The organism is Arsenophonus nasoniae (assembly GCF_004768525.1).
In the GTDB taxonomy this organism is placed as follows: Bacteria; Pseudomonadota; Gammaproteobacteria; order Enterobacterales; family Enterobacteriaceae; genus Arsenophonus; species Arsenophonus nasoniae.
The window spans coordinates 2,070,122-2,096,999 of record NZ_CP038613.1 but is presented as its reverse complement, the minus strand read 5'-3'; the positions used below and the strand labels follow the sequence as shown (position 1 = coordinate 2,096,999).

Below are 26,878 nucleotides of genomic sequence, written 5' to 3'. Positions count from 1 at the left end.
AAACCTGTGTATTGCAATGTGTATTGCAGATAGCTATAAATAAATAATAAATATTCATTAACTTATTGATATATAGTTAAATTATAATTGTTTGTAATTTTATAACAAAGCACGCCAACGTTTGGGTGAGTGCAGAGTCAGCCTGGATGGATATGCTCAAATGGACAGATCTCTGCTGTCGCCCCAATGCACGAGCTAAAACCTATCCGATGTGGGTCGGTGTTGATTTGGCTAACAAAATTGATATTTGTGCGGCCGTCAAAGTCTGGCAGGCAAACAATGGTCATGTTCATACTGATGCCAGGTTCTGGCTGCCAGAGGACAGGCTAGCGCGTTGTTCTCGACAAATTGCAGAACTCTATCGGAAATGGTCAGCGATGGGGGTATTAACCCTGACTGATGGTGAAGTGGTTGATCACAATCAAATCAAAGAGGAAATCATTACGTGGGTCTCAGGACAAACATTAAAAGAAATAGGATTTGATCCCTGGAGTGCAACGCAATTTGGCTTATCACTCGCAGAAGAAGGCCTACCACTGGTTGAAGTTTCTCAAACAGTCAGAAATCTGTCAGAAGCAATGAAAGCAGTGGAAGCATTGGTATACGCCGGGAAACTGCACCACAACCAACACCCAGTAATGAACTGGATGATGTCTAATGTGACGGTAAGACCTGACAAAAATGACAACATCTTCCCAAATAAGTCAACGGCGGAAGCTAAGATTGATGGCCCTTGTGCGCTTTTTACCGCAATGAGTCGATTATTAGTCAATGGGGGGAACCATCAACCTTCGCTTTCTGAAATTATTAGTTCCCACGGACTGAGATCGCTTTAAGGATCACACAATGATATTAACACTGCTTTCATTTATCACAGGCATTATTGGTGCCATTTTATTGGCTTTCGGTGCCTGGTTATTGCTGCCCGCCGCTGGTTTTATTGTTGGCGGTATTCTTTGTTTGCTGTGGTCATTTTTGGTTTCGTACATGATGAGTCGAAAAATCAAACAATAAGAGGCATTATGTTTTTTCCAGGACTTTTTAGCAAAAAAAGTGACATAACTTCACAGGAACTTGGTCATCTGATGGGGCTTTCTTACGATACTTACGCCGGTCGTAGAGTCAGTCCTAGGTTGGCTATGCAGCTAACCGCGGTATTTAGCTGTGTCAGAGTATTAGCAGAATCTGTCGGCATGCTGCCTTGTGCCCTGTATGAACGAACGGCACAATGCAATCAACGCGCCACGAAAGAAAGGCTTCATCAGCTATTATCAGCCAAACCAAATGGGTATATGACTTCACAAGAGTTTTGGGAATTATTAATAACGAGTTTGTGTCTGAGGGGCAATTTTTATGCCTATAAGGTTAAGGCCTTAGGCGAAGTGGTTGAATTACTTCCATTAAGTCCTGACAGTGTCGCACCAACGCTAAATCCTCAATGGGGTATTGAATATCAAGTCACGTTGCCAGATGGAACAAGCCGTATTCTGAGTCAGGATGAAATATGGCATGTTCGCATTTTTACATTGGATGGATTAATAGGGTTGAGTCCAATTGCGTATGCACGTCAAGCCATCGGTCTTGGACTAGCAACAGAAGAGCATGGCTCACGTCTATTTGGAAATGGGGCAGTGACAAGTGGGGTTTTACAAACGGAACAATATTTGACAGATGACGCTTATGAGCGATTAAAAAATGACTTTGAAGTCCGCCATCAAGGCCTTGAGAATGCCCATAAACCGATGATCCTTGAAATGGGATTGAAGTGGCAACAAATTAGTTTGTCAGCGGAAGATGCTCAGTTTTTGGAAACACGCAAGTTTCAACTGGAAGAAATCTGCCGTATTTTTCGCGTTCCGTTGCACATGGTGCAAAATACAGATAGAGCCACGTTTAATAATATTGAGAATCTGGGCATTGGTTTTATCAACTATTCGCTGGTTCCTTATCTAACGCGCATTGAACAGCGAATCAATATCGGGTTAATCGCTGAAAAAAAGCAGAAAAATTTTTATGCTAAGTTCAATACTGGGGCGTTATTACGTGGTGATATGAAATCACGGTTTGCAGCTTACGCAACGGGAATTAATTGGGAATTTATTCCCCAAATGAATGCCGCGAACTGGAGGAGCTTAACCCTCGTGAAGGCGGTGATATTTATTTAACGCCGATGAATATGACAACAAAACCCAGTCTTACCGAGTTTAGCGAGGATAAATCGAATGACAATAATGATAAAACAGCGGTTTGATATGCCGCTGAGTCTAAAATCAGTGACTGAATCGGGTGAGTTTTCCGGCTATGGTTCTGTTTTGGGGTAAAGACAGTTTTGATGACATCGTAATGCGAGGCGCATTTGAAACATCACTAACGCATTGGCGATGTAAAATAGTTTTCCTGCCCTTCTTTGGCAGCACCGCATGGATGAACCGATAGGGTCTATACCGAAATGTGGGAGGATGAAAGAGGGTTATTTGTCAAAGGAAAATTGCTCATTGAAGATGACCCTTTAGCCAAGCGAGCCCATGCGCACATGAAGGCCGGATCACTATCCGGCCTTTCTATTGGGTATGTGCTTAAAGATGGCGAATACGAACGCACTAAAGGGTCTTTTGATTAAAGAGATAGATTTATGGGAGGTGAGTTTAGTGACCTTTCCAGCGAATGATGAAGCGAGGATTAATACGATCAAATCAGTATTTGCGCAAGGTCAAATTCCCGCACCAAAAGAGATTGAACGAGTCCTGCGTGATGTTGGACTTTCTCGAACACAAGCAAAAAATTTCATGGCGGAAGGCTACCTTGCTTTGTCTCAGCGAGACGTTGAAACCGATCTGTTAGCAGCCTTGAAATCCATTATATTTTAAAAGATAAGGGTAAATTATGCCAATAGACAAGAAAGATGTTGAACTGGTAGCACAAGAGCTACAAAACCGATTTAACGAATTTAAAGAAAAAATGATAAACGTATTGAAGCCATTGAAGCGCAGAAGGGTAAGCTATCGGAAAATGTTGAAACACTGAATGCTAAACTCAGTGAACTCGATGCGTTAAAATCCTCGCTTGAAGAAGAATTAGTGGCGTTAAAACGCCCTGCGGCAATGAAAAGCAGCCAGAGTATAAATGATCATAAATTGGCTTTTTCGCTGTTCATCCGCAAAGGCAAAGAAGAGGGACTCGCTGAACTTGAAAAAAAAGCCATGCAAACGACCACAGACCCTGACGGGGGGTATGCAGTACCTGAGGAATTAGACCGCAATATCATCAAGGCGTTGGGGGATGAAATTGTGATGCGCCAGGAATGTCAGGTATTAACGGTTGGTACCCCCGATTATAAAAAGCTAATTAATAAAGGCGGAACGACAAGTGGTTGGGTCGGTGAAACGGATAAGCGTCCGGAGACATCGACATCGAAATTAGGGGTTATTGAGCCTGTCTGGGGTGAAATTTATGGTAATCCAGCTGCCACCCAAAGAATGCTTGATGATAGTTTTTTGTTGAACAATTTATCGTGTCAGAATTGACGCAGGAGTTTGCTCAACAGGAAGAGTTGGCATTTACATCCGGTGATGGTCAAAAAAAAAAGGATTGTTAGCCTATGGGAGCGATGAAAAAGCGGATAAGGAGCGTGAATGGGGAACGCTGCAACACCTGATGCTTAAAAAACCATCAGAAATTACCGCTGATGAAATCATGCAACTCATTTATACCTTGCGTAAACCTTATCGTACTAATGCCCGGTTTATGATGAATAATAAGACATTATTTCAGGTAAGAACATTAAAAGATTCACAAGGTAATTATTTGTGGCAACCTGGTTTGCAGTTAGGACAACCCTCCGCCTTATTAGGTTACGGTATTGCAGAAAATGAACAGTTTGCGGATTTAGGCGCGGGCAATGTTCCGGTTGCTTTTGGTAATTTTAAACGTTGCTATACCATTTTAGATCGTATTGGTGTCAGGGTATTGAGAGATCCCTATACCAATAAACCGTTTGTTCATTTTTATACGACAAAAAGAGTGGGGTCTATGTTAGTGGATAGTAATGCGATTAAATTATTGAAGGGCAAAGCCAGTGGAGCAGGCGGTTAATTTAAGAGGGGCAATATGCCCCTTTTGCAAAAGTTGAGGTTTGGCATGTTACCTACGCTTGATGATTTACATCTTCAGTGTCGTATTGATACGGATGAGGAAGATGCGCTTTTATTGATGTACCTTGCCGCTGCCAAAGAAAAAGCAGAAAACTACCTTAACCGTTCATTATCTGATTCAGAGAAAAAGACGCAAAACGCAACCCAATTAGTGATAACGCCGTTGATTAAACAGGCATTGATATTGGCGGTAGGCTTTTGGTATGACACGCGGGAGTTAAAAAGAATTCCCCCTGGATTTTACGAAATATTAAACGATTATCGGATATACCCGATGAGAGGGAAGGATGTTAGCCGCCGAATTGACTAAACGCATTACCTTGTATCGGCCTATCACAAAATATCGTCCTTTAGGCGATCCGTATACTGAAATGGAAGCGGTTAACACCGTTTGGGCCCATGCGGAGTCGATATCTAATCGGAAAATTCGCACCGCTGATCAAGAACAGGTGATTGAAACTTTGCGTTTTACGTTAAGGCCAAGAAACGATATTGATATTGATTGGCTGGTTGAATATCGGCAACGTCGCTTTACCGTCAGAGCATTAGATCGTAATCAACCTGATCGACTCATTATTACCACAGAAGCAAATATCCGCCATGATAGAAAATGATATTAAAAAAGACTTAAGCCGTATTACGGGATTAGATGCTTTCCCCTTCAACTTCCTTCAAAACAGCTTGAAGGGTCATTTATCAGCGTATCAGTGATCCGAAAGTATTTACGGGGTTAGCAAAAACAACGCTCGTACAGGCGCGATATCAGATAACAGTTCAGTTACTCAATGATTATGAAAAAGCCCTCTGGCTAAGCGAAAAAATCAAGGAGGAATGGGAAAAAATTGAACACGGTTATCTGGGTGACTATCCGGTACAACATATTGAACGCGGTAACTTAATTCAGGACAGGGAAGAACTGACAGAAAACCGTATATGTTATCGGATCACGCGGGATTTTATTTTGACCTATGCGGAGGATGCTAAATGAGAAATCGAGTAGAAGTGAAGGGATTAAGCGATCTTGAATCGGTATTAAAAAAATTGGGCGATGAAGTTGCGGTTGAGGTTTTACGCAAAGCAGGGAGTGAAGTAATGAAACCGGTGCTCGCCGATATGAAAGGCCATTCGGGATTTGATGCGATTCATTCAGGCGAACATATGCGAGATAGCATTAAAATCCGCACTAACAGCAGAATAAAGGACAAAAAAACACAAACCGTCGTCACAGTGAGAGTTGGCCCTTCAAAACAACAGGCGATAAAAGCACGCGCCCAAGAGTTTGGTACGGTTAAACAGATAGCGCGCCCTTTTATCCGACCCGCATTGGATTATCACCGTGAATTTATCCTTAATACCTTAGCATCAGAAATTCGCGCCAGCATTGAAAAACATCGTTAATACAACAGGAAAATACTATGGCTAAAAGAAAAAGTTCGCCGGAATACGCTAAGTTACCCGAAAATACCGTAGTGAAATTTGGCAAAGTGGGGGATGCAGTGACTGCAATGAAACTTCTGGATACCTGTAGAGCAATAGGCGCAACAGGATTAACAGGAAGCTTTATAGACTGCACCACATTACTTGACACCAACAAACACTGTGTAACATAGTAATTATTTACGCATATTCGCGTTTCCATGTTTTAAGTAATTTATTGATTTTAAATAATTAGTTATTAATTTATGTACTGGTGTTATTTCATGTTTATTCATTGGTACTGAACTCTGTGTATTGCAATGTGTATTGCTAGAAATGAGAAGTTAACGCTATGGCAGCAGAAAATAAGCTCAGTGAAAAACGATTAAAAGCACTCAGCGGTAGCCTAAGAGAAAAGCAATTACTCGTTGCTGATGGAAGGGGATTATCAATCAGGGTATCTAAAAGTGGGATGGTCAGCTTTGTCTTCTTTTATCGATTAGGTGATCGCAATAGTTCCCCTATTTGGTTAACATTAGGTAAATATCCTGATATGTCGTTAAAACAGGCAAGGAAGGTAAGAAATCAGTGTAGAGAATGGCTAGTAGAAAATAAAGACCCTCGTATTTATATTAAAATTCAAAAAGAAACAACACTAAAACCCGTGACGGTGAAAGATGCGCTTGAATATTGGATTGAACACTACGTTAAGGATAAAAGGAAAGATTGGCTAAAAGTTCAAAACAATTTGAAACGGTATATTTATCTTCATATCGGTGATATGCCATTAAGCGAATGTAAAGCAGATATATGGTTATCGTTATTTGATAAACTAAAAAGAAAAGCCCCCGTTATTTCCGGTGGGACATTCCTCGATGTAAAACAAGCTTTGCGATTTTGTCGGGTAAGACGTTATGCCGTTAATCATGAATTAGACGATTTTACGTTGTCTGATATGGGCAAAAATGCAAAGAAAAGAGACAGAGTCTTAACAGAAAATGAGTTAAGGGATGTGTGGCGTTTGGCTAATAAAGAACTCAACAATACCGTCATTGAATCGCATTATAGACATATTTTATTGCTGGCTATTTTATTTGGTTGTCGCATGGTTGAAATTAGAAAATCGACATGGGATGAATGGGATTTTCAAAACTGGATATGGACAGTACCCAAAGAGAATAGCAAAAATGGTAGAGAAATCATTCGCCCAATACCAAAAGACATAAGACAGTGGCTAGTCAATTTAAAAGCGGTAAATAATACTAATTTAATCCTTGGTAAACTCTACAATCAAGTACCTATCAGTACAACGATGGGTAGGTTATGGAAGAAATTAGGACATGCTAGATCATGGTGTTTACATGATATGAGACGAACATTAGCAACAAATATGGCGGACAAGGGTGTTAACATTTATGTTATTGAACAATTGTTAGGACATACATTGCCTGGGGTGATGGGAATATATAACCGTAGCCAATATATGAATGAAAAAACTCAGGCATTAGAGGATTGGTTACGCTATCTGAATACATTTATAGAGGCAGATAACCAATGATAAAAATAATGAGTAAAGATGAATTATTGTTAGAGCCTGAGATAGATAGAATGATAAAAGAAGGTGAATGTAAATGGTTAACCAGCATAGGAGCATCAACAAGGCACTATATGATAAAAATGGGCAGATTTCCTAAAAGATACGTTTATGGGCCCAAAACAAAACTATACCGATTATCCGAGGTTCAGGCTTGGGTAAACGGCACATGGAAACCTGAATAACTAAAACGTATAAAATTAAATGTCATGAATTGAACCCCGTTAATCGGGGTTTTTTATTATGGAGAGAAAATAATGATAACCGTTAAATTTACTGAACCTACCAGAGAAGAAAGACAATTTATTTTAGATGAATACGGTCAAAAGTATGATCGACGAATCAGGGAAGCCGAATGTAAGCAGATATCCGGTTTATCCCGTTCCCGTCGATGGGTGTTAGAGGAAGAAGGAAAATTTCCTAAGCGTATACCTATGGGAAAGAACTCCGTCTCATGGCTATTAAGCGATGTTCTATGGTGGGCACGCAATCCGCCAGAGGTGAAGAACGTGAATAATCCTTATAGCCGTCAATCTCATTGATTAGAGGAAAAATACCCTTTTTGGCAGAAAACCTAAAAAACCTGTATCACCTGTACCAATTACATTTAATCTATTTAATATCAATTAGTTAATTAGGTACAGGTAGATAAAATACCTCTAAAAACCTATAAAGACCTGTAACAACTTAAAGAGGAAGTCGGTTAGAAAAAAATTCCTTCCTTTCCCTGGTAGGCAGTGATTACCGAAAGTCCCCTTTTTTCTGACCAAGCAGCATGACTCACCGCTCAATTAATTAAATAAGGTTCAATATGAACATTCAAAACACGGTGAATAACCGTGAAGGGCTTCTTTATGCCAAAAATCAGGGGGGCGATATATTTAATCGCCTGAACAAGTCGACCTACAAAAAAAGTGTAGGTCACTACACAAAAAGTGTAGTTCAGAAATTAAACAACATGGGTGTACAAGCCGTTAGAGAGGTGCGCACAAAAGAAAGCATTAAAAACAATAGGTTGATTCAATTTGTGCAGTACGAGAAACAACCCGCTAATCGCAGTTTACAATACTTCATCTACTCAAATTTGAGTAGTGCAAAAAATAACCATTCATCATTAAGAGGAACGGTTAATAAACAAACAAAGCGAGTGGCTCATGGTCACTCAGAACATCAAGGAAATATTTCTCTGATGATGAGGCTACCCGATAATATCGGGTTGGTTGGGTTGGCTCAGGGGCAACCAGCGGAATATTTCTCTAAGCAATCTCAGCCTTTGGGGGGGATGCCTCTTTTGTCTAGTTCTCTGCGAAGTAAGCGTTTTATCCAACCAGCTTTATTGTCATCTCCGTCCTCTTTCATTGCTAAGTTAAGGCGTTCAGATAAGCTAGAATCTAATCGCAATTGTACAACGATTCTTTCTTTTTGGTGTTCTTTGGTTGACATTGGTTTTTTCCTGTATATATTAGATATTGAGATTACCAATGTACACTATTGCATAGCAATAAGTAAGACAATGCCCCGCAGTGCGCAAACACTTGCAGAGCATCTAACCACAATGTTAACTGAGGTAACAGTTATGGCTTCGTATAAGTCTACCCAAACTCACCCTAAATTTACAGATACTTACTGGATTATCCCTCTAGATTCCAACATTCCCTACGGCAAAGTGTCATTAACCCGTCGTGAGCGCAGATTATTTCATGTGCTGTTCAAAGGTGATCGGCTTGTCTGGTCAGGCCGTAAGCCCATAACACCCCAAAGCATCATAGCGTGCTCCGCTTCTCAACGTCAGGAGGTGGCTCATGCGTAATTTTGTCGCTATCCATAATCGTGCGATGCCCGTTGTGGAGTACCAAGGTAAGCGTGTTGTGACCTTTGCCATGATTGATAAGGCACATGATCGCCCTAAAGGAACAGCAAGGCAGACGTTTAATCGTCATCGTTCTCGTTTTGTTGAAGGTAAAGATTTCTTTGATGTGACATCGTCTGTTAAACATACGATGTGGCTAAAAGACGTTTTCCCGAAACGTACCGCTAGGGGACTGCTTATCACCGAAAGAGGTTATTTACTTATCGTTAAACCGTTCAACGATTCGCTATCGTGGGATGTACAGAATGAGATGATAGATAGCTATTTCCGCCGTAACACCTTAGGTGAACTCCGTCATGTTGATATCCCTTCAATTGAAGAGTTAAGCCAGATGAAACCGGAAGAAGCACAACACCTTGTCGCCAAGGCTGAGAAAGACTCTTATCTTGGTCATGGTAAGCCAGGTAGTGCAGCGATGACCCTACGCCGTAGAGAGCTTAAGCGCCTTCGTCCGGCAACGCGTGCCGTTATTGAACTTTCCCAACTGTCTATCTGTGATTTAGGCGATTTCGCTAAGGAGGCTCTGCATGGCTGATATTCAGCATTACCTCATACCGGATAATTTACAAGCCATGAGCACTAAAGAGCTAAGAGAAATGAAAGGCGCTTGTGATGCCGCGTTTGACGGGATTATGTCAGGGCTAAAAGCCTTTGGTGAATGCGCATATTGGGCATGTGGCAATGAAAACTATGCCGATAGTCAGGCGAAAGCGGATTTATGCCGGATGAGTGAGGCGTTGATGTGCTTACCTAAAATTGCTCAGGCACTCATTATCAACGCAGAAAACGCCCAGTTCACACTCTATCAGCGTGAAGGGTTCCCTGTATCGGAGGGCGTGAGATGAACATGACACAATATGACGAACAACCATTAATTACTTTTAGCGATGGCTATAACTCAGGGCGGGATAATACCTTTAACGCTAAGAATACACGGGCTTTTCTTAAGGGAAAAGTGAAGCCCCAATTTATAAGAAATCCTGGGATTAACACTTATGTCAGTGGCTCAAAGCACACAGGCACTAAGTCGAAAAAGTGTAAGCGCAAACAGGCTAAAAAAAGGAAGGGGTCAAGATGAGCTATAAAATAAAAACCATTGGCAAAAATGTATGCCTTACACATTTAAACGAACAGGGGCATATTGAAAAAATAACGATTCCTGTGGCGGATATCCCTAATCGTGTTAATGAGGGTCATTGGGATGATGACCCTAAGTTAATCCTGAAATTAATCGATGAATACTGGAAAAAAGACGATTTTAACAAAGCCGATGTGATCACGTCCGTACGCTGTGTTATTTCGGCTATTTTCGTTATGCAATGCAACGTTAAAAATGGTCAGCCTTACTACACCCATAAAAACTATCACCTTCCTATTTTTCTGGCGACTGAACGCATGGGCATGGAGAATAATATTGAAGGCGCTTTTTATTCTAGGGAGACCAAGGAAGACGCAGAGCAATATATTCTGACGTTTTATCGAAACATGCTAGAAGTCAGTAATGCTAAGTGTTTAAAACTTTCCTTTATGGGGCAAGAAATTTTAGCCCAACTCCATAACCTATTTATCGATGATGTGCTTAACGGCAGCGTTCAGCCTGTCGCTGTGGTGCATTAAGGGGGAGAGATGACATTAATCACTTTAAACTTTCGCCTGAATGCACGAATCAATGCATTTGCTAAGGCAATCTATCAGGATGTGAGAGAGGAATACGGCGGAGACTGGTTTACCTTATACACCGAAGATGACGCTATTCATGTTGATATTATCGACGGTGTAAAAGGGATTAGGAAGCTGGTTGATACTTATGTGTTAGCGCCGTTGAAAGATGAATACAAATCTTGGGAATCCGTCGCTGAGCAAATACTTGACCTGTGCGTTGAGAACGGCAAGTTGTCAGGGATGGGGCTTGATATGTGGGTTGACATGATGAATGACATGGCGGATAGCGCTGCTGCTCAGGAGGATAAATCATGAGAAATATTGATTTAATCCGTCAGGTTAAGCAGCAGGCCACAGGACGTTGGCAAGGTATATTAGCATCACTGGGGGCAGAAGTCCCCTTGAATCGTCATACCGCTTGTCCAGCTTGTGGGGGTAAAGACCGCTTTCGCTTTGATGATAAGGAAGGTAACGGCACATTTATCTGTAATCAGTGTGGTAGTGGTGACGGACTGGATTTAGTGAGACGGTTATTTAATGTTGATGTCACGGAAGCGGCTAAGGAAGTGGCTAAGGTTATTTCAATACCTGTCCAAAAAGAAACGACTATATCAGATAAACCGCCTTTAACGGATGCTATTAAAAAATCCGCAAAGTTATTAGAAGAAGCCACATTAGGTCAATCTCAGTACTTAATACTCAAAGGTCATACCTGTTCAGTTAAGCTATTAAAAGATGGCTCGATGATATTACCCGTAAAACAGGGTGATAAATTACTGGGTGCTCAGATTATCAGAGCTAACGGTGAAAAGCGCTTTATCTCAGGCACAAAGAAAAAAGGCGGCTATATTCCCGTCGTTGATTTCACTGGAACGCCCGATACGGTGTTAATTGCCGAAGGATATGCAACCGCTTTAACCGTGAGCCAGTTACATGAAGGCGTGGTACTGGCAGCGCTTGATGAAGGTAATTTATTACCCGTTGCTACATGGGTCAGGAAGCATTACCCCCAATCAAAAATCATTATTGCGGCGGATAATGATGTTAAGCCCGATGAAGCCAATATTGGCAAGATTAAAGCGGAGAAAACCGCAAAAGTGGTTAATGGTTGGGTCACCATACCGCCAACCAAAGAAAAAGCTGATTGGGATGATTACCGTCAGCAACATGGGATTGAGGCAGCAAAACAGGCGTTTATAGAGGGGGCGTATCAAGTTGAATTTGATGAAGTAACCGATTTTGATCCCTACGAGCTAGGAAGTGGAGAAGTGATTACGGCTAACGAACTCGCTTTACTTCAAAAGATGAATGGCATTTATACCCATGTTACGATCGGCGGAAAACACAGAGTTGTCACCCTTAAACCTTGTCAAGTTAATGGATTAATGCATACCTTTGAGGAATTAGCGCAATTTAAAAACTATTTCCTGCATGAAGGGCGCATTGCCAAAAAGCTATCATTAGGTGATGCCTGGTTAAAATGGAAAGGGAAGAACTATAAACCTAATGGAGTCGGTTTTTACCCTGAACCGTCAAAATGTCCTGATACTGTCTACAACCTGTATATGGGGTTATCGGTTAAACCTGTTGAGGGGGATTGTAGCCTTTATTTAAATCATATCCGCCACATAATTTGTTCAGGTGATGAAATAGCGTATCAATATGTAATTGCATGGATGGCGCATTTAATCCAGAAACCGGATGAAAAACCGTCCGTGGCTATCGCTATGAAATCGGTCAGAGGGGCAGGAAAAGGAACTTTTGTAAAGCCATTACTCCAAATTTTAGGGCAATACGGCGTACAGGTTAACGGTGCAGAGCACCTTACCGCAAAGTTCAATGCCATGTTAGCAAATAAATTGTTGGTATTTGCTGATGAAGCGACAGTAGCCAGTGCTAAAGATGGCGAAAAACTCAATGGCATTATTAGTGAATCTACGTTTAACCTTGAGCGGAAAGGAATTGATCCTGAGCCAATGGCTAATTTTTCACGTTTGATATTTGCAAGTAATAGTACTCAGGCATTGAAGGCAGGAATAAAAGAGAGGCGATATTTAGTATTAGAGCCTGACGGCAGTAGAGCACAAGATAAAAGCTATTTTGATAACTTATACCAATGGGTGAATGATAAAGGTGCAGCCAAGCTACTTTATTATTTACAGCATTATGATATTTCAGGTTTTGATCGCCACCGCGCACCGAAAACCGAGGCACTTAAAGAAGAAATACTCTTTGGTTTAACGGGGTTATATGCTTACCTGTATGCCGAATTATCAAAAGATGAACCGTTTGATCGAAAGGTACGAATTCCAGTAACTGAATTAATCGATAACTATTTATTCTGGTGTAAAAGTAATGGTGAACCGGAAACCGAAGCCGCCGCCCGTAGTCGCGTTGGGAAAACGATGATCAGAATGGGGCTAAATAAACTAGGACGTAGGGGATGCGGTATAGGAATTGTTTATGAACTACCGAGTGTTGATGAATTACGGATCAGATTTGCCGATATGATTGGTATGGAGTTAAAAGATGTATTCTAAAAGCTAAGATCCCCTAAAAATAAAATTTCCGGGTTACCTTCCTTGTCCAAGGAGAGCGATAATTAAATTTTAAATCGATGTTATCTACTCTAACGCGGTGCTTAGTTCCTAGGCTCAATCAATGTGTACAGGTTCTTAGTGGTATTTAGGGGTATTTTCATCTACCTGTACATAGTTAACTTATTGAAATTAAATATATTTATTTCTGTTTGTACAGGTAGTATAGGTTTTTTGGAATTTTTCAGCTAGGGCGTATTTTGACTGTATAAATTTACTGATTTTGGAAATCGGATAAATTAAATAGGTCATGACGACGGTGACCAAGCATGAATAAATAATAGGTATGCGAATGAAAAAAACAGAAAAGCAAGTGTGTATTTTAAAGCTGATGGTTATTGCGTTAAATGAAGCTATTAAATCAGGACACTTTGATTTGAACGGGCGATCAGCTGATGATAGAACAAAAAATAGACATGGATATCGTGAATTGATTATTGCTGGCAGACGAACAATTATTAATTGGTTTGATCTGGGTTATGATGAATTACGTATTAGTGTTTGGTGGAACTACCAGCCCGAAATGATACCAGCCAAAAGCAAAAGATTTGTGGAAAGCTTCCCACCACGGTATTCAATGCCTCAAGTTTATAGACCTTTTTTCAAATATATTTTATGGGCATGCGGTAGCTGCCATTTTGAGAGAAGAACAGGAAAATTCATCTACGGTAAGGAGGGGTGTCAATTTTTTGATATTTATATCAATGAAAACGCTATCTTTTATTTAGATGAAATACCATCAGAAGAGCCACAAGGGTACGCGACTCATCGTTTTATTCAGAATTCAAATCAATAAAGATAGTCATAACAGATTACTCACTATGTCATTAGAAATTTTCTTGATGAATTGAATATTCTAGCAAGGGGTCAATTTGACCACTTGCAGTAAATCAAAGGGTTAGCGGGTTATTTCGAGGTCATCACAACAGTGACCTAGGAGAATGATAAATTGATAAGAACATCTGTTAAATTTTTAGCTGATGATATTTGATAAATAACTAATGTAAAGTTGCGTAAATTATTGGTTCTCATGTTTTCTCATCTTTTTTGCCTTCCTGTGAGGTTGTTTCCTGTTATTTTTCATCATGTTAAATTGAGGTTCCTGATTCATGCAGGTGTATTTTGAAATATTCATGGTTACTAAAAGCGGTTAAGGTTTATATCACCTTCCCTTAGCTGCTTTTTTTCTGCATGTTCAGTTAAGACAATCACTGCATGCAGGAGCCAACCTTGAAAAGACTACTTGAATTACGTCAGCAAAAAGCCGATTTAACGGCACAAATGCGATCAATGCTGACCTTAGCAGAAACCGAAAAACGAACACTGACCGAAGATGAAGCTAAAAACTTTGATGCGTTGCGTCATCAGTCGGAAACCCTTAATACTGAAATTGCCCGTTATGAAAGCCTTGCTGATGAAGAAAGAACATTAGCGGCAAAGCCTGTACAAAAAGAACAGGGAAATGATGCATTAAGGCATTATGTTTTGACAGGGGAAACGCGCGGACTTTCGACTGGGGTTCCGGCTGATGGTGGCTATACCGTTATTCCTGAACTAAATAAACAGATTATGCAACGTCTCAGTGATGAGTCCGTCATGCGTAAAATCTGTACTATCAAGACCACTCACAGCAACGAATATAAGCAACTGGTGTCTGTTGGTGGTGCCGTGATCAATCACGGTGAAGAAGGCAAAGCCCGCACCGAAACCGCTACCCCTAAACTGGAAGAAGTCAGTATCAAGTTATTTCCTGTCTATGCCTATCCTAAAACCACTCAGGAAATCCTCGATTTTAGTGATGTCGATATTTTAGGCTGGTTGACCCGTGAAATTGCTGACACCTTTGTTGATACCGAAGAAACCGATTTAGTCAGTGGTAACGGCACAAAAAAAGCAAAAGGATTTCTATCCTATCCCCGTGATACGAAAGCAGATAAAGACCGCAGCTTTGGCACATTGCAAAAGCAGGAAGTGACCAAGCTGGAAGCGGATAGTCTGATTGACCTGAAATTCACGCTAAAAAATAAATACCGTAAAAATGCCGTCTGGGTGATGAACTCAAACACGGCTGCCAAAGTACAAAAATTGAAAAATGGCAATGGTGATTATATCTGGCGTGAACGGTTACAAGTGGGTGATCCTGATAGTCTGTTGGGTTTATCGGTTCATTACCTTGAATTTATGAATGATGATGTGATAGCCCTCGGTGACTTTAAACGCGGTTACACCATTGTTGACCATCAGACGGGCACACGTACACGGCCTGACAATATTACTGAGCCTGGCTTTATCAAGATCCATACTGATAAATATCTAGGCGGTGGATTAGTCGATTCCAATGCAATTAAAGTGCTTGAGGTCAAGGCGAAAGGAGCCGGAGGCTAATATCCATGAAATCAACCGATTTTGAAATACGTACGGCAAGCCTGTCTGCTGATGAAAAAAAGCTAACAGGCTATGCGGTTAAGTGGAATAGCCGCTCACAACTGTTATGGGGTGAATTTATTGAAACCTTCGCCCCGTATGCGTTTAAAAACAGTCTGGGAAAAGAGACAGATGTAAGGTGTCTGTTTGAACATGACGTGACCAACCTGTTAGGGCGTACCGCGTCGAGTACGTTACAACTGGCTGAAGATGAAACGGGGTTACGGTTTGCGCTTACCCCGCCTGATACGCAATTAGGCCGAGATGTTCTGACACTGGTTGAACGGGGGGATATCTCCGGCATGAGCTTTGCGTTTAGGACGATAAAAGACCATTGGGAAATTGGCGAAAAGCCTTATCTTAGAACGGTTATTGAGGCTGAATTGCTCGAAATTACGATCACCAGTTTACCCGCTTACCCTGAAAGTGGTGTCGAAATTGCCAAGCGTTCACTCAATGTTAATCGCTCCAAACCCACGTATTTACATCATCGGTGGCTCCAATTATCCGAGGTGGAATGATGTGGCCATTCAGACATAAAAAGGCAGAAGAACGCAGCTTTAGTATTGATGAGTTCCTGTCACTGGCTGGCATTCCTAACAGTCGGTCAGGCGAATATGTCTCACCGATCACCGCAGAAGGCTTACCCGCTGTTATCAATGCCGTTACGGTGATTAGTGAAGCGGTGGCGACGATGCCCTGTTTTTTATATCGGGTACACAATGATAAAGGTATGGAATCACGGGAATGGCTAAGTAACCACGTGGTAGATTATTTGCTCAATGAAAAACCAAATGATTGTCAAACACCTTTCCAGTTTAAACGAACCCTAATGCGCCATTGCTTACTCAATGGTAATGCCTATGCGCTTATCACATGGGGTAAAGACGGACAGCCCGCTTCATTACATCCTTATCCGCCGAGTGCGGTTGTACCTGAACGATTAAGTGAGCACCGTTACCGTTATACGATAACCGAGCCCTACAGTGGTCAAGTCCGTATCTGTCTGCAAGAAGAAATCTTACATTTACGTTACGCCACGGATGATGGGTTTATGGGACGTTCACCGATTACGATTTGTCGGGAGACATTAGGTTTAGGACTAGCCCAACAGCGCCACGGCGCGAGTGTGATGAAAGATGGCATGATGGCAGCAGGGATTATTAAATCCAATGAGTGGCTGAATGATGCCAAAGGGCAAAAAGCCCTTGACGCGCTTGAACGTTATCGAGGGGCAAAAAATGCGGGTAAAGTGCCAATCCTTGAAGGTGGAATGGGATATGAAAAATTAGGCATGAGTAATCAGGATGCAGAATGGTTAGCTTCCCGCCGTTTTACGATAGAAGATATCGCCCGCATGTTTAATGTCAGCCCTATTTTTCTGCAAGAATATTCCAACAGTACCTACAGTAATTTTAGTGAAGCCAGCCGCGCGTTTTTAACCATTACCATGCGCCCTTGGTTAGCGAATTTCGAACAGCAAATCAAATCGGCACTACTACTTAATGTTCCGCAATCCGGTATGCGTTACCAAGTGGAATTTGACACCGCCGATTTACTCAGAGCCAACCCAAGAGAGCGTTTCTTAAGTTATGAAACGGCGATTAAATCCGGTGTGATGTGCCCCAATGAAGCCCGTGAACGGGAAGGCTTACCGCCTCGTGATGGCGGTGATGAATTTAGTCAGGCGTGGAAACAGCATATTGAGGTTAAGAAACATGCGGAGGACAACGCATGAGAGCAGGACGATTAAGACATCGTGTGACGATTCAGAAACAAGAGATTACATACGGTAATCTAGGTGACCAGCGAGTAACCTGGGTAGATGTTGAAGATGTCTGGGCAGAAGTAAAAGCGCTACGCGGTCAGGAGTTATTAACCTTTGGTACTCGCTATCCTCAAGCCATCGTCAAGATTTGGATGCGTTATCGTCCTGATATCACGATTGACAACGCCATTGTGTATAAAGGTGCTAATACACTGGGTTCTCGATTTGAGATAGCCGTTGTTTTATCCGATGCACGCCAATCAAGATTAGAATTGATTTGCAAGGGAGGAGGACGATTTGATTAATGTAAAAATCCCTTTAAATGAAATCAAACAGCATTGTCGATTAGAAGAGAGTTTTACGCTGGATGATAAATTATTAACCACGTATGCCGAAGCAGCACTTGAAGCCTGTCAACAACATATCGGCAAACGGTTTGATGAAGGATTGACATTCACGCCAGCAATTAAGGTTGGGTGTTTGCTCTATATCGGATTGCTCTATGAGAATCGGGAAATGGCAACAGATGTTGAGCTTAAAGAAGTCCCCTTTACGATTAAATCGTTATGGTCAGTGTATCGAGATATTGGAGTGTATTAAATGCCGTATCAACCATTAAAAAGATGTACAGAGCCAGGCTGTAGTACCCGAGTGAAATCGGGTAAGTGCGAGGCGCATAAACGAGCAGCCAGACGCAGAGTAGAAAAACAACGAGGAACGCATACCCAGCGTGGCTACTCCAGCCAATGGGCTAAATATCGTCTGATTTATTTGAAGGAGCATCCTCTTTGCGTGAAGTGCGAAAGTCAGGGGATATATACACCCGCTAAAATCGTTGACCATATCATCCCAATCGATGGAGATAGCGATGTACTGTTCTGGTGGCAAGATAACCATCAATCATTGTGTCAGGGATGTCATAACCGCAAAATTATTCAGCAAGATCCAATAACTAAAGCACAGCGTAAAGCTGGCATGTTCCGTGAGCAGGAAGAAAAAGCTGCTCATCGTAATGACTGGATACACGAGTATAACCTTAATGGACGAATATCAGATAAATCAATTGATTAAGGGATTACTTAGACATAGCCAAGGTTATCGACGCGTTAAGCCAAGCGCGAATAAATCCTACGTTAAACGATTGACTCAGCGTGACCGTGAGCTAATGGAATGTTTTAGGAATCAGCCTTGGAAGTAGGGGGTGGGGGAGTTAAATATGACAACCCCCTATTGCGCTGGGACCGCACGTCAATCCAATTTTTATGCGCAGTAATTTTTTTGAAAATAAAACAATAAGGAAAACAATAGATTATGGCAAGAGCACCCAAAGCCCCTAGCTATCTTGATGAGATTGCTACTACAGAATGGAAAGCTAAGGCAAAATTCGTTGCAGAGCGTAACGACCTGAACCCCACTGATTGGAGTAGCTTTGAGCTGTATTGCGTCAACTATTCCATTTACCGAAAAGCCGTTGCAGACCTCGCAGAACGCGGATTTAGTATCGCCAACAGTCAGGGAAGCGAAAGTAGGAACCCCGCACTAAGCGCAAAAGCCGAGGCAGAAAAAACCATGATAAAAATGGCCTCACTATTAGGTTTTGACCCCGTATCACGTCGCCGTAATCCGGTAGAAATGCAAGAAGAAGATGAACTTGACCGATTGGCATCAATACGCTGAGCGCGTCAGAAATAGCGATATTCCGGCCTGTAAACGCTTAAAACAGGCGGTTAATCGTTATTTTAATGACCTCAATAATCCTGTTTATACCTTCGATACGCCAACGGTAGCACGGTTTATCGCTTTTTCCAGTCTCTGCCCCCATGTCAAAGGACATCTTCGAGGCAAGCCTATTCAATTAGAACCTTGGCAGCAATTTGCTATAGCGAATATTTTAGGATTCAAAGAAGTTAGCACGGGAAGAAGAAAATATCGTAGTGCGTATATCCAAGTGCCAAGAAAGAACGCTAAGTCTACATTAGCTGCAATACTGGCTAACTGGTTTTTAATCATGGAAGGGGGTCAACAGGATATTTATACAGCAGCCGTGAGTCGAGACCAGGCACGCATTGTTTTTGATGATGCCCGTCAGATGTGTTTGCTATCCCCTAGCCTAAAGAAACGGCTGACTATCCAGCAACATAAAATAATTTATCCTAAAAATAACAGTTTGCTAAAACCTCTGGCAGCTAAGGCGGCAACAATCGAAGGGACTAATCCGAGTCTGGCGATTGTCGATGAGTATCATTTACACCCTGATAATGCGGTTTATTCCGCGCTTGAGTTAGGGATGGGGGCACGCCCTGAAGCACTACTTTTTGCCATTACCACCGCAGGGAGCAATGTTATTTCAGCCTGTAAACAGCACTATGATTATTGTTGTCAGATATTGGACGGTGAAGCGCAGAATGAATCACTCTTTGCCCTGATTTATGAACTAGACGAAGACGGTGAGCTTGATGATGAGCATAACTGGGTTAAAGCCAATCCTAATCTTAATGTCTCTGTAGAAAGTCATGCCCTGAACGATACGATTAAAAAAGCAAGGGGAATTCCCTCACAATGGACAGAGATGTTAACCAAACGATTTAATATCTGGTGTCAGGGTCAAACGCCGTGGATGGGTGAAGGGGCTTGGGCTGCCTGTCAACGGGACTACAAGGAAACGGATTTAAAGGGACAAACCTGTTATGCAGGGATGGATTTATCCTCAACAAACGATATTACTAGCGTCTGTTATACCTTCCCACAAGAAAATGCGCTCTTGCTATTGAGCCGTCACTATATCCCCGAAGCGCAATTACAGAGTCCAGCGAATAAAAATAGAGCAATCTATCATCAATGGGTACGGTCAGGCTGGCTGAGAACCACTAAAGGCGATTGTATTGATTATGACCGTATCAGAGATGATATTCTCAAAGACAGTGAGCAGTTTGAAATTAAGCTCATTGGCTTTGATACATGGAATGCCACTCATCTCAGAACGCAATTACAGGGTGCAGGTTTAGATGTTGAACCCTTCCCACAAACCTATATGCGTTTAAGCCCTGTCGCCAAGTCAGCAGAAGTCTTTGTTAATCGTCAGAATATCCACCATAACGGTGACCCCGTTTTAGCGTGGGCGATCGCAAATGTGGTAATGGAAACCGATGCAAACGCCAATATCAAACCGAACAAGAAAAAATCGGCTAACAAAATTGACCCCGCCTTAGCCTTTTTGATGAGCTTTGGTACATGGCAGATAGAGCATGAGGACTTTACCTTTAGCCTGACCGATGAGCAGAAAGAACGATTAGCTTCATTTGATGGTGTGTAGCGGGTTTTTATTAGCGCCCCGGATAATCTTAAACAAATTTCTCTTCTGATTAAAACCTGTGTATTGCAATGTGTATTGCAGATAGCTATTTTTATGCCTGTATATATAAATAAATATATATAATTCAAATAGATATAAATAATTTGAAATAAAAACAAACAATATATAGCCGATTTACCGGAAGGGCCGGAAAAGACGCTAGGTTTTATCGATGACCCCGAAAATGAAGATTTTACTGAATTTTTAAATTTGGCACAAAATAGAGAAACCGTTCAGCTTTATATTGAGCTACCCAATAAACGGACAGCCACGATGATCTTGGCCCTGTCAGGCTGGGAGATGAATGAGATTAGTGCGCCAGCAAGTGAAGTCATTCAAATTACGGTAAAAGGGAAACAGAATAATCTCACCTGGGGAACAGTACCCCCAAAGCCTTAACCGCCGATGCGACAAAATTCACGGCGGATAGCACCAAGAGGAAAGTAAACTGATGGCAGAAATCAAAAAAATCAATATTGGCACAAAACCGGATGATGGAACGGGTGATACTTTACGTGATGCTTTTAGTAAAACCAATGACAACTTTGAAGCACTTAATACCTTACCCGAAAAAGGGGATAAGGGCGATAAAGGAGAAAAAGGCGAACCCGGTAAGGATTTGTCATCAGAACTTGATGCGCTCACCAAACGTGTCAGAGCATTAGAAGAAAAAGAATAAGGTAAATAGCATGTCATCACTTAAATCACGTTTATTAGCACCGGATAGTTATGTTGAAAAACACGCTATTTTTGATGTTGATGTTTATCTACGCCGCTTAACCATTGCAGAGCTAGATACCTATGAGCAAGCGTTAAAACAGGCGCAAGACAGTGGCTCTAACACACAGGCAAGTATTGCGGGAGCAAACCTGATTTTGCAAACGATTTGCGATAAAGCAGGGCAACCCTTACCCACAGAAGAATTGCCCACCGCAGAGGAATTAATTGCTACCAAATCCACGCAATCATTGATTGAAGCCCTCAAGTTTGTTCAGCAATTTAGCTGTGGCAGTCTGGATGGCGCTAAAAAAAACTAACCGACTCCGCTCGCTTACGCTTTATTTTCCAACTGGCTGATAGATGGGGTCAACCTGACCCGCGTAAAATCGCCGCTTTACCGAACGAAATATTGACGCACTGGCAAGCGTTTTTTCTGCTGGAAAGTGAACTCAAAGGCGCAGATATTACGGAAAATGAAGTCATTGCACATAATGATGTTAATCAACAATGTAATAACGTTATGAGGGTTTTAAATGGCTGATGTCGCAAGTCTGGCCGTAGCGTTACACTTGAATTCTGCTAGTTTTAAATCGCAAATTCATGATGCTTATAGTTCTGCGGCTAATGAATCTAAAAAATTTGCTCAGCAGATTGAATCTGGCTCAAGTCAAAGTGAACGTGCAGTGACAAGGATGTCAAATCAGATAAGAAAATCCAGTGGACAGGCAGCAGTTGGCTTTGGAAATTTGCATCATGTGTTAACGGAGCTGGTTTCTGGCAGCAATGTTGCCGCCAGTACGATTTCAAATGCGTTAGTACCCGCTTTTGAACGATTGTTTGGTGCTACGCATGGCACGACTTTCGATACTCAACGGCAGATGGCGAAAGAAGCCGCGCAAAGTGCGGTAGATTATGCACAGTCTAGCATTGAAGCGGCCAAAGCAGATGCCACCAGAGCACAGCAGGGATTAAAAACCGCGCAAGTAATGAAAGCACAGGCCATCGCGCAGCGTGAACAGGCGTTTGCCTCTGATGAATACCTTGAAAAAATGCGCGCGGTCAACGCCCAAAATGGACTGAATACGGCTGAAATTGAAAAGGCATATGCGGCGCAAAATGCGGCAAACGCCAGAACGATCGCCGAAGCAAATCTGGCTGAAGTCAGCGCAAATCAAAAAGCTGCCGCCGCTTCTGCGCAATTAACGACAGCGCAAGCAGCGGAAACGGCGGGCACGCGACAATTAGCTTTAGCCAAGCAGCAGCTTGCCGTTGCAAATACTGAGTTGTCCGCTTTGCAGCGCGTAACCGGAGGAATAACGGGCGCTTTCAGTAACCTTATTAATCTCATGGGTGGGCCGCTCAATGTTGGCTTGATGGCAACCGCAGGGTCAGTATTTTATTTGTATTCGCAGTTTAAGGAAGCGGAAGAAAGGCAGAAGTCTTTTTATGCAGCCATTCAAAAAGGCGGATTATTTTTATCGACAACAACGGTTGAATTGAATCTGTTAGCAGATCGACTAGGCGGGACAGCCGAAGCCTATAAAGCGGTGACTTCTGCCGCAAGTGCAGGGTTTAGCGGTAAGCTACTGGAAGACGTGGCGGAGTTTGGGGCTCAACTTGAGGAGTCGGGCGGTAGCGTCGATATGTTGGTCAGCAAGCTATCGGCAATCGGTGACCAACCGTTAAAAGCCTTGCGAAATTACGCGGCTGAGGGTGTGGTATTAACGCAATCGATTTACGAGCAAATTGCTGCCTTGGAAAGACGGGGACAAATTGAAGAAGCCAAAGCGCTTGCAAGAAATGCCTACGAAAAACAGAATCAGGAAAATACTAAAGAAAGCGAGCGCTTAACGCAGGCGCATAAAAGATCACTCGATGATCTGACCGGTAGTTTTAACGTGTTAATGGCGGCATCAACGCAAAGTCTGACACTGTATAATCAGGTGTTGCAAAAAGAAAAGGACAAGGAAAATGCGATTTATGCTAGGCAACTGGAAGAACGCAAAGCACAAATTAAAACTGAAAGTCAGTTCGCCATTCATACCATCGAAACCGCTGCACAAATTAATGCGGCCATTAATGCGGGTAAAGATCCGCTGAAAGAAAGAGCCAGAATTCAGCAGGAAATCAACCAACGCTATAAAGAGGGCAGTTTAACATTAAATGAGTACACCCAAGCGCTTAAAGGACTCGACAAACTGTACGCCTCCCCGCAAAAAACGTCCGGGGAAACCCTTGATGCGGGGCGTCAGCGAATTGAGCAACTGCAACAACAAACAGCGACCTTACAAGCGCAGTTAATGGAAAATGAAAAACTCCTCGATTCAGAACGGAAATTGGCAGCCTTTGAGCAAGAAATCACTCGATTAAAAGGGCGAACGCTGAATGCATCACAGAAGAGTGTGTTAGCGCATGCGGATGAAATTCGTACACAGTTGCAAATCAATGCCGGATTAGAGCGTGAATTACAGTTAAAAGCATTAAGGCAACGATTTGCAGATCAGGATTTTGAAATCACAAAACGTACGACTCAAATGCAGCAGGAAGCCCAAAATCAGATTCTGCAAATGACGATGCCCAAAGTGGATTATGACTTGATGCTTGAAGAACAACGCGTCAGGGATGACTTTCGTAATCGGCGATATCAGCTTGATAAGGAAGTTTCAGATAAGACCTCACAACTTTATGCAGAACGGACGCAGTTTTTAGCGCAAGAAGAACAAAAACAGATTGAGATAGTGAGAGCTGCTGCATTAAGTAAGGCGAAGGTGGCGCAAGATGGGGGGAAAGGCGTAGCCAAAGGCTGGCAGGATTTCGGTGCGGAAACAGAAAACGTGTTTGATAACATGCGTAATATCACTAAAAACGCTTTCGATGGTATGTCAAATACCCTGGCAGACTTTGTGACCACAGGTAAATTTAATTTTTCTGATTTTGCGCAATCGGTGGTCAATGATATAACGCGCATGATTGTTAAAATGATGATATTTAAAGCGTTGGAGTCAAGTTTGGGTGGTTCTGGTCTTGGCAGTTTTCTTGGCATAAGAGCCAATGCACTGGGCGGTGTTTATCGTTCGTCAGGGTTAAGTGCCTATAGTAATCGTGTTGTGGATTCGCCGACGTTATTCCCATTTGCCAAAGGAATCGGGTTAATGGGTGAAGCGGGGCCTGAAGCCATTATGCCGTTAACTCGAGGGCGTGATGGTTCGCTGGGTGTCAAAGCAGTCGGTGGCTCATCAGAGACCCAAGATGTAAGCACTATCCATATTCATCAGGTTATCAATGTGACCGGTAATGGCGATAAAGTCATTGGAGAAATAACCCAACGCGCAGCAAAACAGGGAGCAGATGATGCCCTCGCACGCATTCAGCGAGATTTTGCGACTAATGGACGTATACGGAAACTTTTAGGGAGTTAACTGATGGCATCGGTTATTGAATGGCCAAAAGAGGTTGTGCCTTCATCAATGAATTGGCAACTAGTTAGTAATAGTAAAACCTTTGTTTCAACTTTTACCGGCAGCGCACAAACGGTCAGATATCCCGGTAGCCGCTGGCGGTGTAGCTTAACTTTCAATAACCTGACTGAGACTAAGTCGCGTGAACTTGAAGCATTGACTGCTGAACTTGACGGCGAAAGTGGTCGGGTTAAAATTAGTCACTGGATACGACAAGGATTGGTGGAAAGAGGTGTTCCAGCAATTCGTACCGCAAACCAAACCGGCAGGATATTGCTTACCCGAGGCTGGAAAAAAAATTTAATTGTCATCAGAAAAGGGGATTATTTAACGATTGGCGATGAGCTGAAAATAGTTACGGATAATGTCTTCAGTGATACTAACGGTAATGCGTCAATTCCCATTTCACCGATGCTGCGATATGCGCCAAAAGTTAATGATAAATTAGAAACCCTGTCACCGTTTGGCATTTTTAAACTGACGACTAATGATCAGGGTAGTTTTCAGTATCGTCCAGGCGTGTTTACTCATGTTACTTTGGAGTTTGAGGAGGCGCTTTACTGATGTTATACCATCCTTTTTCTAACAACATGGTTAAAGCGATTAATGACGGATATGAATTAGTCATGGCTGCAAGATTAGATTTTAAGTCAGGGGTAGCTAGAAATCATACCGGTGTTGGCAATATCATTATTGCGGGTGAAGTTTACGAGGGTGTTGGAAAATTCGGTGCAGTTGAAAATGTAAAAGAGGAAAATACAACCAGTCCACAGCAATTAATATTATCCCTTTCTGGCTTTGACTCGATGCTGGTCGGTGATGTGATGAATGAACGCAGTCGCGGCAGAAATGTTCGTTTAATGTTGATTGCCATCAATCTGGAAGGAAAGCCTGCGATTGCTGAGGTGATTTTTGCCGGACAGATTTCGCATATTGGCGTTTCGAGCGGTGAAGAAAATGCAGTAGCGGTGACCGTATCCAATCGTTTTGAACGTTGGTCGATGGGGCTACCGGACAGATTCACGGATGAGTCATGGCGCAAACGGAAAAGTGACGACCGTATCTTCAGATATGTGGCGCAAATGGCTGAGCGGGCGATTTATTGGGGTGGTAAAAAGGATTCACCGGGGTTTGTTTATAAGTAAATAATTTCAAATATATCTATTTTGAAATAGATTTTAAATGTAATACGAATAAACTTATATGATAATTTGCGATACGCAATGCAAATTATGTTGCTTTGTTTTAATCATTTATTTTTAGTAATAGCAGGAAAAAAATGAAAAAAATATTATTGATATCATCGATAGCTTCTATTCTTACATTTATCGCATTTAGCGCTAATGCGGAAGGAAATAATACCCTATCAATGGGTTATGCGCAAAGTAACATTAAGGTCAGTGTTGGTGATGTAAATTTTGACCTTAATGATAGTGCAAAAGGTTTCAATATTAAAGCCCGTCATGAGTTCAATGATAACTGGGGTGTGATGGGTTCATTTGCTTATACGCATAAAGGTTATTATTTTTCTGATTATTCAACCGTCGATATCGATTACTACTCACTCAGTGTCGGGCCCGCTTATCGTTTTAATGAATATATGAGTGCGTATGGCTTAATTGGTATTGCACATGGTAAAGCGAAAGTAAAAACATTTAATGATAGCGAAAGTGGTTCTGAAAGCAGATTAGTTGGTGGTGTTGGTTTGCAATTTAATCCAGTGGAAAATATTGCCATTGATGCCTCTTATGAATACACCAGATTCGGTGATTTTAAAGTCGGCACCTGGATGCTTGGTGCAGGTTTCCGGTTCTAAATTTTAATTGATATCAAAATGCGACATAAAAATTGGGTAACCAGATTACC

Annotated in this window: 31 protein-coding genes and 5 pseudogenes; all 36 read left to right on the top strand. The window is 42.0% G+C overall.

Annotation, left to right across the window (positions count from 1 at the left end; all coding sequences use genetic code 11):
* Window positions 1-95: 95 nt before the first annotated feature.
* A pseudogene (locus tag ArsFIN_RS10525) lies at window positions 96-836 on the top strand (terminase TerL endonuclease subunit); the annotation flags it as partial.
* Between the two features lie 10 nt (window positions 837-846).
* Window positions 847-1,014, top strand: a complete 168-nt coding sequence (locus ArsFIN_RS26330; RefSeq protein WP_167876663.1) for a hypothetical protein — start codon at window positions 847-849, stop codon at window positions 1,012-1,014.
* Between the two features lie 8 nt (window positions 1,015-1,022).
* Window positions 1,023-2,251 (top strand): annotated as a pseudogene (locus ArsFIN_RS10520) (phage portal protein).
* Window positions 2,229-2,867: pseudogene (locus ArsFIN_RS10515) on the top strand (HK97 family phage prohead protease). Before ArsFIN_RS10520 ends, ArsFIN_RS10515 begins: the two co-directional pseudogenes overlap by 23 nt.
* A gap of 16 nt (window positions 2,868-2,883) precedes the next feature.
* Window positions 2,884-4,092, top strand: a pseudogene (locus ArsFIN_RS10510) (phage major capsid protein).
* Between the two features lie 15 nt (window positions 4,093-4,107).
* Window positions 4,108-4,461 (top strand): head-tail connector protein, encoded by a 354-nt coding sequence (locus ArsFIN_RS10505; RefSeq protein ID WP_246067190.1) that lies wholly within the window; start codon window positions 4,108-4,110, stop codon window positions 4,459-4,461.
* Complete coding sequence (locus tag ArsFIN_RS10500) at window positions 4,439-4,765, top strand: phage head closure protein (protein WP_135677666.1); 327 nt, start codon at window positions 4,439-4,441, stop codon at window positions 4,763-4,765. Before ArsFIN_RS10505 ends, ArsFIN_RS10500 begins: the two co-directional genes overlap by 23 nt.
* A 370-nt stretch (window positions 4,766-5,135) precedes the next feature.
* On the top strand, window positions 5,136-5,549 hold the full coding sequence (locus ArsFIN_RS10490) for an HK97-gp10 family putative phage morphogenesis protein (RefSeq protein ID WP_135677664.1): 414 nt from the start codon (window positions 5,136-5,138) through the stop codon (window positions 5,547-5,549).
* A gap of 17 nt (window positions 5,550-5,566) precedes the next feature.
* Window positions 5,567-5,761, top strand: coding sequence for a hypothetical protein (locus ArsFIN_RS10485; protein ID WP_034250263.1), 195 nt, complete (start codon window positions 5,567-5,569; stop codon window positions 5,759-5,761).
* 158 nt (window positions 5,762-5,919) lie between these two features.
* Complete coding sequence (locus ArsFIN_RS10480) at window positions 5,920-7,125, top strand: tyrosine-type recombinase/integrase (protein WP_026823955.1); 1,206 nt, start codon at window positions 5,920-5,922, stop codon at window positions 7,123-7,125.
* Window positions 7,122-7,346: a helix-turn-helix transcriptional regulator gene (locus ArsFIN_RS10475; protein WP_026823956.1), complete on the top strand. Its 225-nt coding sequence runs from the start codon at window positions 7,122-7,124 to the stop codon at window positions 7,344-7,346. Before ArsFIN_RS10480 ends, ArsFIN_RS10475 begins: the two co-directional genes overlap by 4 nt.
* A 72-nt stretch (window positions 7,347-7,418) precedes the next feature.
* Entirely contained in the window at window positions 7,419-7,703 is a 285-nt protein-coding gene (locus ArsFIN_RS10470) for a helix-turn-helix transcriptional regulator (RefSeq protein WP_026823957.1), read from the top strand.
* 269 nt (window positions 7,704-7,972) lie between these two features.
* Window positions 7,973-8,971, top strand: a complete 999-nt coding sequence (locus tag ArsFIN_RS26325) for a hypothetical protein (RefSeq protein WP_167876684.1) — start codon at window positions 7,973-7,975, stop codon at window positions 8,969-8,971.
* Window positions 8,964-9,566, top strand: coding sequence for an ORF6N domain-containing protein (locus ArsFIN_RS10460; RefSeq protein WP_034250261.1), 603 nt, complete (start codon window positions 8,964-8,966; stop codon window positions 9,564-9,566). The genes ArsFIN_RS26325 and ArsFIN_RS10460 overlap by 8 nt, the downstream gene beginning before the upstream one ends.
* Window positions 9,559-9,876 carry a hypothetical protein gene (locus tag ArsFIN_RS10455; RefSeq protein WP_026823959.1) on the top strand — a complete coding sequence of 106 codons (318 nt, stop codon included), beginning with the start codon at window positions 9,559-9,561 and terminating at the stop codon, window positions 9,874-9,876. Before ArsFIN_RS10460 ends, ArsFIN_RS10455 begins: the two co-directional genes overlap by 8 nt.
* Window positions 9,873-10,109 carry a hypothetical protein gene (locus tag ArsFIN_RS10450; protein ID WP_135677550.1) on the top strand — a complete coding sequence of 79 codons (237 nt, stop codon included), beginning with the start codon at window positions 9,873-9,875 and terminating at the stop codon, window positions 10,107-10,109. Before ArsFIN_RS10455 ends, ArsFIN_RS10450 begins: the two co-directional genes overlap by 4 nt.
* Window positions 10,106-10,648 carry a hypothetical protein gene (locus ArsFIN_RS10445; RefSeq protein WP_135677706.1) on the top strand — a complete coding sequence of 181 codons (543 nt, stop codon included), beginning with the start codon at window positions 10,106-10,108 and terminating at the stop codon, window positions 10,646-10,648. The genes ArsFIN_RS10450 and ArsFIN_RS10445 overlap by 4 nt, the downstream gene beginning before the upstream one ends.
* Before the next feature lie 9 nt (window positions 10,649-10,657).
* Window positions 10,658-11,008 (top strand): hypothetical protein, encoded by a 351-nt coding sequence (locus ArsFIN_RS10440; protein ID WP_135677705.1) that lies wholly within the window; start codon window positions 10,658-10,660, stop codon window positions 11,006-11,008.
* Entirely contained in the window at window positions 11,005-13,233 is a 2,229-nt protein-coding gene (locus tag ArsFIN_RS10435; protein ID WP_135677704.1) for a DUF5906 domain-containing protein, read from the top strand. The genes ArsFIN_RS10440 and ArsFIN_RS10435 overlap by 4 nt, the downstream gene beginning before the upstream one ends.
* A gap of 349 nt (window positions 13,234-13,582) precedes the next feature.
* Window positions 13,583-14,086 carry a hypothetical protein gene (locus ArsFIN_RS27475; RefSeq protein ID WP_246067189.1) on the top strand — a complete coding sequence of 168 codons (504 nt, stop codon included), beginning with the start codon at window positions 13,583-13,585 and terminating at the stop codon, window positions 14,084-14,086.
* A gap of 434 nt (window positions 14,087-14,520) precedes the next feature.
* The gene (locus ArsFIN_RS10425; protein WP_135677703.1) at window positions 14,521-15,675 is read left to right on the top strand and encodes a phage major capsid protein; all 1,155 of its coding nucleotides are present in this window, start codon (window positions 14,521-14,523) and stop codon (window positions 15,673-15,675) included.
* Between the two features lie 5 nt (window positions 15,676-15,680).
* The gene (locus ArsFIN_RS10420; protein WP_135677702.1) at window positions 15,681-16,235 is read left to right on the top strand and encodes an HK97 family phage prohead protease; all 555 of its coding nucleotides are present in this window, start codon (window positions 15,681-15,683) and stop codon (window positions 16,233-16,235) included.
* Window positions 16,235-17,452, top strand: coding sequence for a phage portal protein (locus ArsFIN_RS10415; RefSeq protein WP_135677701.1), 1,218 nt, complete (start codon window positions 16,235-16,237; stop codon window positions 17,450-17,452). The genes ArsFIN_RS10420 and ArsFIN_RS10415 overlap by 1 nt, the downstream gene beginning before the upstream one ends.
* Window positions 17,449-17,787 carry a phage head closure protein gene (locus tag ArsFIN_RS10410; protein ID WP_026824207.1) on the top strand — a complete coding sequence of 113 codons (339 nt, stop codon included), beginning with the start codon at window positions 17,449-17,451 and terminating at the stop codon, window positions 17,785-17,787. The genes ArsFIN_RS10415 and ArsFIN_RS10410 overlap by 4 nt, the downstream gene beginning before the upstream one ends.
* Window positions 17,783-18,082, top strand: coding sequence for a head-tail connector protein (locus ArsFIN_RS10405; RefSeq protein ID WP_026824208.1), 300 nt, complete (start codon window positions 17,783-17,785; stop codon window positions 18,080-18,082). Before ArsFIN_RS10410 ends, ArsFIN_RS10405 begins: the two co-directional genes overlap by 5 nt.
* Window positions 18,083-18,553 (top strand): HNH endonuclease, encoded by a 471-nt coding sequence (locus tag ArsFIN_RS10400; protein WP_135677488.1) that lies wholly within the window; start codon window positions 18,083-18,085, stop codon window positions 18,551-18,553.
* A 240-nt stretch (window positions 18,554-18,793) separates the two neighbouring features.
* Window positions 18,794-19,159, top strand: coding sequence for a phage terminase small subunit P27 family (locus ArsFIN_RS10395; protein WP_135677454.1), 366 nt, complete (start codon window positions 18,794-18,796; stop codon window positions 19,157-19,159).
* Window positions 19,134-20,795, top strand: a complete 1,662-nt coding sequence (locus ArsFIN_RS10390; RefSeq protein ID WP_135678190.1) for a terminase large subunit — start codon at window positions 19,134-19,136, stop codon at window positions 20,793-20,795. The genes ArsFIN_RS10395 and ArsFIN_RS10390 overlap by 26 nt, the downstream gene beginning before the upstream one ends.
* 153 nt (window positions 20,796-20,948) lie before the next feature.
* Window positions 20,949-21,233: pseudogene (locus ArsFIN_RS10385) on the top strand (phage tail protein); the annotation flags it as partial.
* Between the two features lie 52 nt (window positions 21,234-21,285).
* On the top strand, window positions 21,286-21,513 hold the full coding sequence (locus tag ArsFIN_RS10380; protein WP_026824210.1) for a hypothetical protein: 228 nt from the start codon (window positions 21,286-21,288) through the stop codon (window positions 21,511-21,513).
* Window positions 21,514-21,523: 10 nt separating this feature from the next.
* Window positions 21,524-21,871 carry a hypothetical protein gene (locus ArsFIN_RS10375; RefSeq protein WP_026824209.1) on the top strand — a complete coding sequence of 116 codons (348 nt, stop codon included), beginning with the start codon at window positions 21,524-21,526 and terminating at the stop codon, window positions 21,869-21,871.
* A gap of 92 nt (window positions 21,872-21,963) precedes the next feature.
* Complete coding sequence (locus ArsFIN_RS28205; RefSeq protein ID WP_276489376.1) at window positions 21,964-22,095, top strand: hypothetical protein; 132 nt, start codon at window positions 21,964-21,966, stop codon at window positions 22,093-22,095.
* Window positions 22,088-24,973 carry a phage tail tape measure protein gene (locus tag ArsFIN_RS10365; RefSeq protein WP_135677699.1) on the top strand — a complete coding sequence of 962 codons (2,886 nt, stop codon included), beginning with the start codon at window positions 22,088-22,090 and terminating at the stop codon, window positions 24,971-24,973. The genes ArsFIN_RS28205 and ArsFIN_RS10365 overlap by 8 nt, the downstream gene beginning before the upstream one ends.
* A gap of 3 nt (window positions 24,974-24,976) precedes the next feature.
* Complete coding sequence (locus ArsFIN_RS10360) at window positions 24,977-25,576, top strand: hypothetical protein (RefSeq protein WP_135677659.1); 600 nt, start codon at window positions 24,977-24,979, stop codon at window positions 25,574-25,576.
* Window positions 25,576-26,157 (top strand): hypothetical protein, encoded by a 582-nt coding sequence (locus ArsFIN_RS10355; RefSeq protein ID WP_135677658.1) that lies wholly within the window; start codon window positions 25,576-25,578, stop codon window positions 26,155-26,157. Before ArsFIN_RS10360 ends, ArsFIN_RS10355 begins: the two co-directional genes overlap by 1 nt.
* Before the next feature lie 134 nt (window positions 26,158-26,291).
* Window positions 26,292-26,828, top strand: coding sequence for an Ail/Lom family outer membrane beta-barrel protein (locus ArsFIN_RS10350; protein ID WP_135677590.1), 537 nt, complete (start codon window positions 26,292-26,294; stop codon window positions 26,826-26,828).
* Window positions 26,829-26,878: the final 50 nt, after the last annotated feature.